Origin of the sequence: Peribacillus frigoritolerans (assembly GCF_001636405.1) — a bacterium.
GTDB classification, from domain to species: domain Bacteria; phylum Bacillota; class Bacilli; order Bacillales; family DSM-1321; genus Peribacillus; species Peribacillus frigoritolerans.
The window spans coordinates 4,814,853-4,828,596 of the sequence record NZ_KV440950.1; the positions used below are offsets into that span (position 1 = coordinate 4,814,853).

Below are 13,744 nucleotides of genomic sequence, written 5' to 3' on the forward strand. Positions count from 1 at the left end.
CCTATACTTGTTTACTTCCTACAATCTCCAAAAGATCAGTGAGCGTACGGATTTCATAGGTGGGCTTGATTCCCAGATCATTATCCTTTTGATGGGGATTGTACCAGCATGTATCCAATCCATAATTCAAGCCGCCCTGTATATCAGATGTCAAGGAATCACCCACTATCAACGCTTTCGATTTATCTGTGATCTTTAACTTGGAAAATGCATAATCAAAAATCCCTCTATCAGGCTTCTGAAACCCAGCCTCTTCGGAAACTATCAAGGTCTCAAAGGTATTGCAAAGGGCTGACCCGCCGATCCTTGCTGTCTGCACCGCCGTGAAGCCATTTGTTATAATAGCAAGCCGGCATCCTCCAAGCTTCTCGCAAACCTCTATAGCCCCGGGCAGAAGATGTATTTCCTTTCCCAAATGTCCTAGGTACGCACGGCTGAACGCATCCGCATCCATATCAAGCCCATGCTTCAGGAACAACCGCTTGAACCTTTCCACTCCCAGAATGGTTAAATCTATATGCCCCTGTTCCAAATTCCTCCATAATACCTTACTGATTTCTTGGTAGCATCGCGCATAATCCTCCGCCCCTGTTGGCAAACCGAACTCTAAAAAAGCTTCATGCAGTGCATTCTTTTCCGATATTCCAAAGTCCAGCAAAGTATCATCAACATCAAATAAAATAATTTCGTATTTCATCGCTGCCCCCATAATCATTTTAGTCCAACTTAACACATTTCCTTTAATTACGTATCGAAAATATATACTGAAAGCTTGGAAAAATTGCGAGAACGTAAAGAAGATATCATTCCCCTTACGTACAATTTTTTAAATAAGTTCAATGAAAGGTATCATGAAAATAAAGTCATTTCGGAAGAATGCTTGAACCTATTAATTCATTATTCATGGGCCGGCAATGTACGCCAGCTCGAAAACTTGATTGAAAGGTTGGTCTTAATAAGTGACTCCGTTATCCTGATGTCCGACTTGCCTGAAATGATAACCGAGAACGTTGAACAGGTCACACAGATTGATCTCCCCACTTCACTCGATAAAGCACTTGATGAAACGAAACGGATATTGATCAGGAAATCTTACCAAACATACAAATCATCAAGGAAAGTCGCGAAGGACCTCTCTATCAGCCAAACGAAAGCCTCGGCATTGATCCGGGAGTACTGCGATGACTTAATGAATAAATAGGTACCATGGAAACGACAATCATTTCCCATTTCAATCCAACTGAAACATTGCGGGTATCCGTTGCTAGTTATGAAAGTATTCCATTTCATATGGGCTTCCATTGTAAATCCCGACTTCTTCTTCCTGATCCATGGTCCAGGTATGAACAAAAAATAAGGGACTTCCCCTTTGCGGGCAAGTCCCTTATTTTTATGAAGATCCTACTATTTTTTCGCCCCTCGGCTTTGTACTATTTGAATCCGGTTCTTTTGTGATGCCAATTTGATTGAATTTATCATCTATGGACAGTTTGTATGTCAATGATCCTGTACCTGCTTCATCAGGCTTGAAAGTTCCTGCATTTCTCCGTTTTCCATCTTTCAGCAACCACACCTGATACACCTCGGACTCCTGAAGGCTAGGCAAATTCTGAATTTGCACGATTAACCTTCTTTCGTCACCTTGCTGCAAAATGTATGCAGCCCCGTCCGTATTCATATTTACAGCGGTCTTATCGGCAGGCTGCAAAGATAGCGACGTTTTAACCTCCATTGGCAGATTGATAGCTGCAAGTTCTTTTTTCAGTTGAATATTGGAATATAACAGCACAAATACCAAAACCAGAACAGCCAACAAAAGACCAGAAGTGACTGGAGTAAACTGCTTAAAGAAAAAAACACTCCAATTCTTTTCCTTTCGCACCGGAACTTCATCATCAGTCTCAAAGACAAAATTCATGACCTCTGATTTCAGGGAAGAAGAAGGTTCCATTTCTTCGAAATCCCATTTCAATGAATTCCAGGCTTCAGTCATTTGTTCATACTCCCTATTGCATTCAGAGCATTGCATTAAGTGTTCCGTGAATGCTTTTTTTTCTTTTTCTCCCAGTTCACCCGATAAAAATGAAAGCAGGTTAGCGCACTCTGTATTCATTTACAAACCACCTACTTCCAAATGCTTTTTCAACAATTTAAGCGACTGGTGAAGTCTGCTCTTGATGGTACCAATCGGTTCATTTTCAATTTTGGCAATTTCCGTTAACGAGTACCCTTTCCAATACAGTAAATCAATCAGCCTTTTTTGCGGCTTGCTTAACTTACTTTTTGCATTGGCAATTTCACTGTGTAATAGCCCATTTTCTATATCATTATTAGGATCTTCTATGTCTATTGGATGACTCATGTCCATGTGATTGTTATTCCGGATATGAACGCTGTCTTTACGGACATAATCCACACACACATTTCTTGTAACGGTCAAAAGCCAGCTGACAAAGTGCCCCTTTTCGGGATTGTAACTGCTTTTTGTGGTCCAGAGCTTTAAAAAGACCAACTGCACAATCTCCTTTGTTTTTTCAGCATTTCCATTTGTGAACTTAAAAATATAACCATAGATTAATTTAATATAGCGGTCATAAAGTTCTTCCAGAGCAGGACGATGCTTTTTCATGACTAATGCCATCAATTCCTTATCAAGTTTTTCTTTCAATCGCACCTGCAACTCCTCACAAGTAAATTTGGAAAAAACGTGTAACAGGAACGACCATCACTGATCGCCCCTTTTTCTTATTTTGGAAAAATAGTCTTATTATTCACAATATACCAAACATTTTTAACACCTTCACCATTGACATCTCCCGCTGCCTTATCATTCGCAAAATAGTAGAGTGGAAATCCTTTGTACGTCACCTGCTCTTCCCCTGTATCTTCCCTTTGAATGGTTCCAAAGTCATTTTCCTCAAATCCTTTAGGGACAGCAAAATCCCTTTCCATGAACGGCGGCCATTTTTTGAGACAATCACCCATGCAATTGCTTTTTCCTGATTTATCATTCTTGAAAAAGTAAAGCGTCATTCCCTTGGAATCAGCCAGGTATTCGCCTAATGGTTCACTTTCCAATAATTTTAGGGTTACCGCTTTTTCATCGGCAGTACCACTAACAGCTTGATCCTTTTCGGGTGAATCCTTCGCTTCATTTCCACATGCCGCCAATACTAAGACCATCATAAAAACTGAAAATACCATCCACTTTTTCATATACTCTCACTCCTCATAAATTTTACTTCCATCCCCATTTTTGAAACACTTGATGGGATTCTTCCGTTTTAAGATAAGCAATGAATTGTTTTGCCTTTTTCTTGTTATCACTCTTACTTGTTATGCTTATCGGGGTTCCTCTATAGAGCTTGTCTTCCTCAGGGAGCTGAACCAGGTCCGTCACATCCGCCAGACGGTAATGCCAGGATTCATATGTAATCCAGGCGTCCAATTTTGAATTTGCCTTCCATAAATTAATAGCTTCTGCACTGGACTTCACTGAAATGTCAATATTCCTGCTAATTCCAGGAATCAATCCTTTTCTTCCAGCCAAATCTTCCCATAGCCCCAGTTGCCCGGCTCCATTAACATCCACAATCTTTACGCCCTTTTTCGTTAAATCCTCCAAGGACTGTATATTCTTTGGGTTTCCTTTTCTAACCAGGATGCCGGCTGACCGTGCATACAATTCAGTGCGGCTCTTTTCATTAATGATACCTGGATAATCATGCATAAATTGAGTTAGCATATACTCGGACCCTCCGTAAATGATATCCGCATCCTGTTTGGCTTGATCAATCCATTTATTTTCGGGTCCCGCTGTTACTTCAACCTTTATCCCCGTTTCTTTGGTGAATTGCTCCGCCAATTCCTTGATAGGTCCAAGAGGTCCACCTGGTCCATAGACTTTTACGACGTCGTTGACAGCTTGCCCATGTTTCGGAACCATTTGAAGTGAAAATCCCAACAGTACTAGCATCAATGATATCCATCCAACAAAAATGACCTTTTTCAAGTCTTTCTTCTCTCCCTTCTAAAAAGCCTTTGTACTATAGATAACGGGACAAACTTCAAAACGGTTTGAAAAAAACTGTTAATTTTTTTAACCTGCTGTATAATACATCTGGTGATATTAAGCTATTCTTCTTTTTTCTCATAAAAAAACCATTCGAAAAGTATCTTTTTTCGAATGGGGCATGACTTTAATTACATACTCTTTCAAGTCTCTAAAACCAGTGACAGAAAAGGTTAGCTTGAATTGCTTCCCTTTTTTCTCTGTCTATTTCTTTTAACAACAGCTATCACCAACAATAACAGAGGAATCAACGTTTGCATCAAAACCCCATAAAAAGGGAAGGCGATGATATCAAAACGACTGACATCCATAGCGCTAGGATACGACCAAAAGCTGAATTCTACAATCAAAATCCCTATTGGCCATACAACAGGACGATAGTCGGAGAGATTCAGCCACTGCGCGGTACCCAAAGCAGCCGCATAATAAAACACAGAAATTTTGACAAACGCTCCTACTATCCATACGGCCATGATGGCGGACTCCAAATGTTCAAAAAAGTCGGCAAAACTGATGTACCGAGATACATTCATCAGAGGATAATTCTTGGTGGATGTTGTTGATCCGAGTACAAAAAGAACGATAAGATTCACCACAACTAACGTCATCATTACAGCAAACACAGTCCTCATCCCATATTTCATTCCTTTTTTCATATCGGTTAAAAAAGGGAGGAGAAAAATCATCAGAAAAAACTCGCTGAACCATCCACCTGGTACAATCGAACCCTTGATTGGAGGCATAATTCCATTCCCTAATATCGGGAATATATTCTTAAATTCGAGATCAGGGCCCAATAGGATGATTAAGAGGAGGATTGGAATGATAAAAACGGGAACAAACAATTGGGCAGCTCTCCCCAACACTTCTATCCCTCCGCGTACGATAAAGGCACAGAGGAGTATCATCGATGCCATGACCACGCTAATTGGGGTTTTGACCAGAAAAGAGTCGACAATATATTCTCCGTAACTTCTTAGGATTTGCCCTGTGATCGGGATATAAAAAAACAAGAATAAAAAACCGAGAATTTTCCCCGGAATCCGACCAATGATCTGTTCACTGAATTGGATAACCGTTTGTTTCGGATAAAGTTTGTGCAGTTTATAAGCGATATACACCGTCGCATACCCGATGAGAGACGCCAAAATGGGGGACAGCCATAAATCAGTTTTGGCATATTTCGCTGTGATGCTTGGAACACCGAGAATAGCCGTTGCCACAATCGTCGGATACATCATGAATGCCATCTGTAAAGATGAAATTTTCCCTTTCTCCATCATCTTCCTCCTTTCTGTGATAGTATGTAAATCTGAAATCACGCAACCGACTGATAGAATTACTTTTTCATAAACTCTTCAAACGGCATTAATAAAGAGATTAATCCATTCAGTACGTCCTGCCCACTGCGCGAGTACGAACTTGTGTAGCACCTAAACGATAGGATATTTATTAAAAATGCCCAGTCAGCTAGTTTCGGTTCCTTTACGATTTCTTTTCCTTACAATAGCAATCAGCAACAATAACAGAGGAATAATCGTTTGCATCAAAATACTTTGTAAAGGGAAGACGTTGATATCATTACGACTGACATCCACAGAGCTAGGCAACGACCACAAACTGAAAATGACAATCAAAATCCCTATCGGCCATACAACAGGACGATAGTCGGAGAGATTCAGCCACTGTGCTGTACCTAAAGCAGATGCATAATAAAAAACGGAAATTTTCACAAACGCCCCCACTATCCATACCGCCATGGCAGCGGATTCTACATGTTCAAAAAAGTCGGCCAAACTGATGTATCGAGATGCATTCATCAAGGGGTAAAGCTTTGTGGACGTTGTTGACCCAAGTACAAAAAGAACCGTAAGATTCACCACAATTAACGTCATCATCACGGCAAAAACAGACTTCATACCGGATTTCATCCCTTTTTTCATATCTGCCAAAAAAGGAAGAAGGAAAATGATCAGGAAAAACTCGCTGAACCATCCCCCGGGTACAATCGCACCCTTGATTGGGGGCATTACACCATCCGCCAATACCGGGAATATATTCTTGAATTCAAGATCAGGAATCAGCAAGAGGATTAAGATAAAGATTGGAAAAATGAAAACAGGTACAAACAATTCAGCAGCTCGCCCCAACACTTCTATTCCCCCGCGTACGATGAACGCACACAGAAGCACCATCGATGCCATGATCACACTAATCGGGGTACGTACCAGAAAAGAGCCGACAATAAATTCTGCGTAGCCTCTAAGGATTAGCCCCGTGTTCTGGATATAAAAAAATATGAGTAAAAAACCGAAAATTTTCCCCGGAATCCGACCAATGATCTTTTCAGTGAATTGGATCACCGTTTGTTGTGGATAAAGTTGGTGCAGTTTATAAGCGATATAAACCGTAAGATACCCTATGAGCGCAGCAAAAATGGGGGACAGCCATAAATCAGTTTTGGCATACTTCGCTGTGATGCTGGGAACCCCGATAATAGCCGTTGCCACAATAGTCGGATACATCATGAATGCCATCTGTAATGATGAAATTTTCCCTTTCTCCATCTGCTTCCTCCTTTCATTAATAGGATGAATTGAGTAACGCAACACCCACTAACAGACTCATTTTTCCATAAACTCTCCAAATGGCCTGAAAAGAGTTTCGATCCATTGAGTGGGTCCTGACATCTGTGGGAGGTTGAACATGGACAGAACCAAGCCAGTGAGGAGCAGTGTAAGAAATGCCATTTTATCTTTTTTAGGATTTTGTTTCATTTTCGGCCATTCATACAAAATGATTAGAACTACAACCACGCTTGTACAAAAAAAAGCTCCCCATCTCATTTGTCCTTCACCTCTTCCTCAGACAATCCTGCCGGTTTGTTTATATAACCCTGTCTTCGAATATGGGCCGCAACATCGACTTCCACTTCCATTTCCGCGAATATCTCATCCCAGTGGTTATCGACCTTATTAAACTGTTTAGGATATTTACGATAGAAATCTTTACCTAACCCTAAAATGTCCGCTTTCTTATGCTGGGTATTCAGAAAAGCCATCTTGATGCGTTTTTCTATATCTTTTTGATATGCTCGTTCTGCAGCATTTAGAGACTTAGGATTTGAAAGGTTTAAATTCGTTCCATTCTGTATAACAGCTCCATCTGTAATTACCTTCACCGATAATCTCCATTTTTCATTGATAATTTGCGGAATGATCTTGACTTTGGCTGACACTGGACTTAAAGATATCTCCCCTTTTACCCCTTTGGGTTTTATGGTCACCGTATATGATTCCACTTCATCCCTTAACCACAATAGCCCTCTTGTTTCTTTTTCCGTCATCATCCCAGTCATTTTATCTTTTTTGAACACGGCTGTCCCGGCAATGTAAGGAATTCCCTGTAATTTCGTTTGCCCTTTCTCTGGTGGTAAAATTTTAACGAATGGAAGTGCAGCCGCTTGAGGTATACCCGTTAACATTTCATCTAAATCCTGCATAGTGACCAGCATCCCAATATGTAAATCAGATAGTTCCCTAAGCACTTCCCCTGAATAGTTTTCCAGGGGTGGTAGAGATTCAAGGATAGGCTTCGCTTTCCCCTTGCTGACATACACATTTGCTTTCTCTCTTGGCTGCGGATGGCGCAGCAAAAAATCCAGCTGCTCTCGAATTCCTTCCTTCGCTAACTTTTCACCGAATACAAATATTTTACAATGTCCCCAAAATACTTTTCGCGGAAGCTTGCTTTGAAGCTTAGACAATGCATCTGAAATATTGGAGCCTTTTTCATATCTCACCAATGTCGTAACCGCACCCCCTCCTTGACTGCTCCCTCCTCCTTGACCGCCGCCTCCACTACTTATTGAACTTGGAATAAAAACTTGGACGGATAGTTCGATTTGATCATTATCGTTCTTATCGATGGCGGCTGCTGTGACAATCGCCAAATCAGTGATTTCTATTCGATCCCAACAACCGCTTAGAAAAGGGGTTGTTCCACTAATACCGAGCAAAAGAAGGACGCTTTTCATGAAATGACGCCTCTTTACTTTCTCCAATATCTTTGTTCTCCTCCAACCATTATTCACTCCGTTTCACTTCCCCTTTTTGGATTTGGTCCCTGCTCCGAGGATTGACGGTATACATTAGAATCGCCTGTAAGGCGCGGGCGTGTATCCATCTTCCACCAAGGAGCCCTCCACAGCACATCTTTCAGCTCTTGACCTTTTAACGGTGCCAGTGGAGTTAAGTAGGGAACGCCGAAGGAACGCAAGCTGCATAAGTGTATGACTATGGCAATGATCCCCATCATGATACCAAGCAGTCCTAATGTACCGGCAAGCAGCATCATTGGAAAACGGAGCATCCGGAAAGCAATTCCGGCAATATAACGAGGCATCATAAAAGAAGCGATTCCCGTAATCGCAACTACAATGACCATTGGCGCTGAAACCAACCCCGCTTGTACGGAAGCTTGACCAATCACTAGCGCTCCAACAATGCTGACAGCAGAACCTACCTGCTTCGGCAATCGAACCCCTGCCTCTCTTAGTGCTTCAAAGGTAATTTCCATAGCCAATGCCTCTACTATTGCAGGAAAAGGGACCGCTTCCCGTGATGCCGCGCTGCTTAGCAAGAGTGCGGTTGGGACCGCCTCATGATGGAACGTCAAAATAGCAACATATAGGGACGGAAGCAAAAGAGATAATCCCATAAAAAAATAACGCAACCAACGGATAAAAGTGCCTGCCAAAAAACGTTGAGCATAATCCTCTTGTGATTGAATCAAAGAAAAGAAGGATATTGGTGCAATTAAAGTAAAAGGGGTTCCTTCTACAAGAATGACAGCCCGTCCCTCCAGCAAGCAAGAACAGGCTACATCCGGCCGTTCTGTCGTCATGATTTGAGGGAAAGGTGAATACGGATTGTCCTCAATCATTTCCTCGATATACTCGCTTTCTAAAATACCGTCTATTTTAATTCGTTCCAACCGAGTTGTAATCTCTTCAATCAGTGTTTTATCCGCAAGTCCATCAATATAAGCAATCGAAACATTCGTCCTGGTATAAGTTCCGATCTTCATCGATTGTATTTTAAGGGCAGGACTTTTAATAATACGTCGCAATTGGGACGTGTTTACCTCTAGAGATTCAATAAATCCCTCTCGTGACCCCCTAACTCCCCCCTCTGCCATAGGTTCTTCAATCGCCCGCTTTTCCCATTTGGACAATCCTAAAGAAAATCCATCGCTTTCCCCTTCATATAGAAGGATCGGGTTTCCAGTGGAAATCGATTCAATGCAATCCGCCAACATATTCACTTTTACCACTTTAGGAACGGGCATTTTATGTTCAATAAACTCATTTAATGGCTGTGGCTCTTTTGATGACTCTTGCATGAGTGGAGATAGAACATACTGCTCTATCGCCTCGATGTCTGAGAGTCCCGCAATGTAAATAAGCATGGCTCTCGTCTTTCCGAAAAGTAAGAACGAACGGAACATGACATCCGAGCAATTATCATAAACAGAACGAAGTGTTTCTACATTTAGACTGAAATTCGCATCAAGTGCATCTGCAGGCTTAGAATCTTGGTAATTATTCTGTACACTGGATTTTTTTTCTTTCGTTTTCTTTAATAATCTACCCACATTACGAATCAAGCTGGTTACCCCCATTTTTTTGCAGGTCGCTCTAACTCCATTTTTCTATGTTTCTTCATTTAGGGTATTTTATACAGAAAATCCTGTGTCCGGCATGAACTAATTTTCATGGAAAAGCCATGTCATAAGTTGATTTTGAATAAACCGTAAACTCTTGTGATATCCTGTTTGTAATTAATAACTAAGGGGTATATCAAAAACCGAGGCTACATATTAATAGAAAATTTGTCTCTGGCTAAGCATTGTTTTTTGAACACGCTACATAGGACCATAAAATAGGGGTTACTTTTTAAAGGATGGATATTGTTTTAAATACCTTTTTTATAACTTTCATGGGCAATCGACTAAAACATTAGAAGATAAGGGAGATTCTATGTCATTATTAATCACATTGCTCGGATTATTGGTGTCCACAATAATCGCTACAATATTAAATGCTATATGGCCTCGTATCCCACTTCCGATATATCAGATATCCATGGGAGCAGTGTTCTCATTATTACCATTTCAATTATCATTTGATTTTCATTCAGAATTATTTATGATCTGTGTCATTGCTCCGCTGCTCTTTACAGAAGGAAAAAATACGTCTCGTAAAGAAATGCTTGAATTGCGTAAGCCCATTCTGTTATTAGCCTTTGGGTTAGTATTTGTGACGGTTTTTGCAGGAGGCTATTTCATCCACTGGTTAATACCTGATATGCCGGTGGCTGTGGCTTTTGCTTTAGCCGCAACAATTACCCCTACGGATGCGGTAGCGGTACAATCGATTACAAAAGGATTGAAATTGCCTGGAAACATGATGCCCATCCTTGAGGGTGAATCACTTTTCAATGATGCTGCCGGAATCGTCGCTTTTAAAGTTGCCCTGGCAGCTGCCTTAACTGGAGTGTTTTCTATAAAAGATGCTTCGCTTAATTTTATATTTGTAGCTTTAGGCGGTATCTTTATAGGGATCCTATTGGGCTATTTAATCGTTAAATTACGATTATTTTTACGGATTCATGGACTTGAAGAAATCCCAATGTCTATTGTCATTGAACTAATTACGCCTTTTTCCATCTATATGGCAGCTGAAGAATTCCATGTTTCCGGAATCTTGGCAGTTGTTGCTGCAGGTGTAATTCATGGCATCGAGCGGGATCGCCTTCAGAGTTCCACGACTAAATTGCAAATTGTATCAACTAATACATGGTCTGTATTAGGTTATGTCTTGAATGGACTTGTATTTGCTTTGTTAGGATTTATGTTGCCGAGTGTTTATCAGGAAATTGAGTCCAACTTAAATAGGGGCATTCTTTTTGGGATAAGTGTCTTGATCGTTCTTTTATTATTGGTGATCCGTTTTATATGGGTATACATCCTGCATGATACTTTTACGAAAAACAGAGTGAATCCATTAGAGCAATTCATTATGTCCAGGGTTCATCCAGAAGATAGCAATGACACCGATGAGGAGAATGTTTCAAGATCCCGATTTGCATTTTTGACATCCGTTTGCGGCATTCATGGAACCATTACATTAGCTACAGCTTTATCCATACCATATTTCATGCGGGATGACACTTTATTCCCGATGCGTAATACAGTCTTGTTTATCGCAGCTTGCGTTATATTGTTAAGCGTCACCTTGGCTACGGTTCTCTTGCCATTACTGGTAAAGACACCGATTGAATTCAAAGATGAGCGTCTAACCTCTGAGGAGGCTTATAAAATTGTTTTAAATAAAACGATCAATCAACTGAGCAAAGAAGCAACCATCGAGAATCAGAAAGCGGTCCATCAAGTAATGGAAGATTTAAATGAACAACTGATAGATTTGGAACGGGGAATAACGAATCGACCGGATGATCGGACAATACGCGAATTAGTGGAGCTAGGAGCCAATAAAGAATTGGAAGTCGTTTCTGGATTAGTCGAAAAAGGGACTATATCTGAAACAGCCTTTGAACTATATAAAGTGTATCTTTCAAGAACCTCGAATTATATGCAAAAATCCTCCCTGAAAAGGGCTTGGATCAATTTGCAGGCTATTCTTTTCAAGAAAAAGATCAATGTCAAATGGGATAAGAAATGGGAAGCGAAATTAGAGGACTCCATCGTTAAAAATGCGGACCTGATCAGGGAGTTTCGTAAAGCACAAAAAGAAGCTTCAAAGGAAGCCATTTTATTGATCAAACAACAAACTGCACCTGAAAACCGCCATGAAGTCATGCTTGTCATCCAAAGATATAATCGTTATTTGAATCCGTTCGGAACATTAAGTGAAAAAGAAGCAAAACGCTTTGAAGAGATGGTAAGTCAATTTCAGTTGAATGCGATGCAAATCGAACGTGATATCATTGCGCAAATGGTTGAAGATGAGCAAATATCCATACAAACAGCAACTGAGATTAGACAAAACTTAATCTACGATGAAATGATAATGATACAAAATTGATAAAATATTAAGAGACTCCGATGCAACAGGAAGCGGTGTCTCTTTATTTACATTCCAAGGCAAGGATGAATACCTCAGGAAAAATGAAATGACTGTAGATCGAGCAGGTATAAGGGCTTTCATCGAAATTCCAGAGGATTCATGGCATCTGTTCCCATTATTCCTTATGGCCCTCACAATGGAGTTAAATCACCGTTTTGCAGCTTTTACAATTGAACCTAAATCAGTTCATAAAAGTATCATGAAGCTGGCAGGTCAATACAACGAACTCTTCTTTGAATTCAAGATGCATTGTAATGACAATGAAAAAAAGCATGTTCGTTTCTGTGTTTCACGAGTATTCGCTCCAAATTCACGAGTAAAAGCGCCAAACTCACGAGTATTCGCTCCAAACTCACGAGTATTCGCTCCAAACTCGCCTGTAAAAGCACCAAACTCCCGATATTCGCTCCAAACTCTCCAGTAGAAGCCCGATGCCCCCTTCCAATTTACTCGGTTGATCAATCCTCTGTGCCGATCCTTCTCAATCCCTTCTTATCAATTCCTTCATTCATTATTTTTCACTTGGAAGCGAAAGTAGAGATAGAAAGCTTTCGAAAATCCCCTGTTTCGTCCGTACCATTATGGAATCTTGCTATGTGAACAAACAAAAGGTTTCTTCTGCCCGGAAAACATGCTGCATTTCTCCTTTTCTGCCGGCAAGATACGGTCTTTTCCTCTCCTTCAAGCGCTCCATCAATTCCTGCACTTCCTCATTCCATTCATGATTGCGGATAAGCACCTCTATCGCCTTGATCTCCTCATCTATCTCTACGTTTATTTTCATCCATGCAACCTCCCTTTGCCTATAATGTAAGTATATTAATATCTTACTATTTCGCTTGTAATTTCCAGCTACATGCCACTTTATTACGATAACATGCTTGAAATGGATACTCTGATACACTAAATAACCGTCCAAATAATTGGACGGCCCTTTTATAGTACATCTAATTCCGGATTCGATCCGGATTCGATGCGTTTACATTAATAAAGATCACTCTTTGCTTGTAAAAGTACTTGGCATCACCACAGCGATTACCTCTCCACGGGCGCAAAGTTTATCGAGTGCAAATACCTCTGTTTCGATTCTCCATTTCTTAGGATGAATTTCATGAATCGTCCCAATGGCCATTAATGGCACATCATTTGGGGTTGGCTTTACGAACTCCACATTCAGTGACGCAGTCACGAACCTGGGTGGTTCCACTCCATCTCCAACTTCATGACCGTTTTTACGGTGTAAAGCCAATGCAGCGGAACCTGTTCCGTGACAATCAATTAAAGAGGCAATCAAGCCGCCATAAACAAATCCTGGAATTGCAATATGCTCTGGGCGTGGTGTATAGATAGTCCTTGTTTGCTCGTCTTGCCAACCCGTTCGAAAATGATGACCATCTTTGTTCAAGCGACCGCATCCATAACACCATGCAAATGCATCTGGATAATCATCTTGAATCGCTTTTATCATATTCTCCTCCATCATCTCTCCCCCCTTTTTCAGAATATTATAACACCATTAAGGA

14 protein-coding genes are annotated in these 13,744 nt (G+C 40.8%); 3 read left to right on the top strand and 11 right to left on the bottom strand.

What is annotated here, in order from left to right; translation table 11 throughout:
• Window position 1 precedes the first annotated feature (1 nt).
• Window positions 2-697: a YjjG family noncanonical pyrimidine nucleotidase gene (locus A6755_RS22665; RefSeq protein ID WP_063592039.1), complete on the bottom strand. Its 696-nt coding sequence runs from the start codon at window positions 695-697 to the stop codon at window positions 2-4.
• An 84-nt stretch (window positions 698-781) separates the two neighbouring features.
• On the opposite strand from A6755_RS22665, the gene A6755_RS22670 reads away from it, so the two are divergent.
• Window positions 782-1,201 carry an AAA-type ATPase lid domain-containing protein gene (locus A6755_RS22670; RefSeq protein ID WP_063592040.1) on the top strand — a complete coding sequence of 140 codons (420 nt, stop codon included), beginning with the start codon at window positions 782-784 and terminating at the stop codon, window positions 1,199-1,201.
• Window positions 1,202-1,390: 189 nt separating this feature from the next.
• Here A6755_RS22670 and A6755_RS22675 read toward each other — a convergent pair whose 3' ends face one another.
• The 8 genes from A6755_RS22675 to A6755_RS22715 all read right to left on the bottom strand — a co-directional run bounded on the left by A6755_RS22675 (window position 1,391) and on the right by A6755_RS22715 (window position 9,754).
• Entirely contained in the window at window positions 1,391-2,113 is a 723-nt protein-coding gene (locus tag A6755_RS22675) for an anti-sigma factor (RefSeq protein ID WP_063592041.1), read from the bottom strand.
• Window positions 2,114-2,668, bottom strand: a complete 555-nt coding sequence (locus A6755_RS22680; RefSeq protein WP_063592042.1) for an RNA polymerase sigma factor — start codon at window positions 2,666-2,668, stop codon at window positions 2,114-2,116. It abuts the gene before it with no gap.
• 77 nt (window positions 2,669-2,745) lie between these two features.
• Complete coding sequence (locus tag A6755_RS22685; RefSeq protein ID WP_063592043.1) at window positions 2,746-3,216, bottom strand: COG4315 family predicted lipoprotein; 471 nt, start codon at window positions 3,214-3,216, stop codon at window positions 2,746-2,748.
• A 22-nt stretch (window positions 3,217-3,238) separates the two neighbouring features.
• Window positions 3,239-4,012: an extracellular solute-binding protein gene (locus A6755_RS22690; protein WP_084738067.1), complete on the bottom strand. Its 774-nt coding sequence runs from the start codon at window positions 4,010-4,012 to the stop codon at window positions 3,239-3,241.
• 233 nt (window positions 4,013-4,245) lie between these two features.
• On the bottom strand, window positions 4,246-5,352 hold the full coding sequence (locus tag A6755_RS22695) for a GerAB/ArcD/ProY family transporter (RefSeq protein WP_063592044.1): 1,107 nt from the start codon (window positions 5,350-5,352) through the stop codon (window positions 4,246-4,248).
• A gap of 186 nt (window positions 5,353-5,538) precedes the next feature.
• Window positions 5,539-6,639: a GerAB/ArcD/ProY family transporter gene (locus A6755_RS22700; RefSeq protein WP_063592045.1), complete on the bottom strand. Its 1,101-nt coding sequence runs from the start codon at window positions 6,637-6,639 to the stop codon at window positions 5,539-5,541.
• 275 nt (window positions 6,640-6,914) lie between these two features.
• Complete coding sequence (locus tag A6755_RS22710) at window positions 6,915-8,135, bottom strand: Ger(x)C family spore germination protein (protein WP_134402174.1); 1,221 nt, start codon at window positions 8,133-8,135, stop codon at window positions 6,915-6,917.
• 26 nt (window positions 8,136-8,161) lie between these two features.
• Window positions 8,162-9,754, bottom strand: coding sequence for a spore germination protein (locus A6755_RS22715; protein ID WP_063592048.1), 1,593 nt, complete (start codon window positions 9,752-9,754; stop codon window positions 8,162-8,164).
• Window positions 9,755-10,112: 358 nt separating this feature from the next.
• Between A6755_RS22715 and A6755_RS22720 the strand changes: the two genes are divergently transcribed.
• Both A6755_RS22720 and A6755_RS22725 read left to right on the top strand, forming a co-directional pair.
• Window positions 10,113-12,179 (top strand): Na+/H+ antiporter, encoded by a 2,067-nt coding sequence (locus tag A6755_RS22720; RefSeq protein ID WP_063592049.1) that lies wholly within the window; start codon window positions 10,113-10,115, stop codon window positions 12,177-12,179.
• 88 nt (window positions 12,180-12,267) lie between these two features.
• The gene (locus tag A6755_RS22725; protein ID WP_063592050.1) at window positions 12,268-12,645 is read left to right on the top strand and encodes a hypothetical protein; all 378 of its coding nucleotides are present in this window, start codon (window positions 12,268-12,270) and stop codon (window positions 12,643-12,645) included.
• A 168-nt stretch (window positions 12,646-12,813) separates the two neighbouring features.
• Here A6755_RS22725 and A6755_RS22730 read toward each other — a convergent pair whose 3' ends face one another.
• Complete coding sequence (locus tag A6755_RS22730; RefSeq protein ID WP_063592051.1) at window positions 12,814-13,005, bottom strand: hypothetical protein; 192 nt, start codon at window positions 13,003-13,005, stop codon at window positions 12,814-12,816.
• A gap of 210 nt (window positions 13,006-13,215) precedes the next feature.
• Complete coding sequence (locus A6755_RS22735; protein WP_063592052.1) at window positions 13,216-13,701, bottom strand: PaaI family thioesterase; 486 nt, start codon at window positions 13,699-13,701, stop codon at window positions 13,216-13,218.
• Window positions 13,702-13,744 lie beyond the last annotated feature (43 nt).

Bases quoted from the DNA above. Each gene is read 5' to 3' on its own strand.
- A6755_RS22665 (WP_063592039.1), bottom strand. From the start codon at position 697: ATGAAATACGAAATTATTTTATTTGATGTTGATGATACTTTGCTGGAC.
- A6755_RS22675 (WP_063592041.1), bottom strand. From the start codon at position 2,113: ATGAATACAGAGTGCGCTAACCTGCTTTCATTTTTATCGGGTGAACTG.
- A6755_RS22685 (WP_063592043.1), bottom strand. From the start codon at position 3,216: ATGAAAAAGTGGATGGTATTTTCAGTTTTTATGATGGTCTTAGTATTG.
- A6755_RS22695 (WP_063592044.1), bottom strand. From the start codon at position 5,352: ATGGAGAAAGGGAAAATTTCATCTTTACAGATGGCATTCATGATGTAT.
- A6755_RS22700 (WP_063592045.1), bottom strand. From the start codon at position 6,639: ATGGAGAAAGGGAAAATTTCATCATTACAGATGGCATTCATGATGTAT.
- A6755_RS22715 (WP_063592048.1), bottom strand. From the start codon at position 9,754: ATGGGGGTAACCAGCTTGATTCGTAATGTGGGTAGATTATTAAAGAAA.
- A6755_RS22720 (WP_063592049.1), top strand. From the start codon at position 10,113: ATGTCATTATTAATCACATTGCTCGGATTATTGGTGTCCACAATAATC.
- A6755_RS22725 (WP_063592050.1), top strand. From the start codon at position 12,268: ATGACTGTAGATCGAGCAGGTATAAGGGCTTTCATCGAAATTCCAGAG.
- A6755_RS22730 (WP_063592051.1), bottom strand. From the start codon at position 13,005: ATGAAAATAAACGTAGAGATAGATGAGGAGATCAAGGCGATAGAGGTG.
- A6755_RS22735 (WP_063592052.1), bottom strand. From the start codon at position 13,701: ATGGAGGAGAATATGATAAAAGCGATTCAAGATGATTATCCAGATGCA.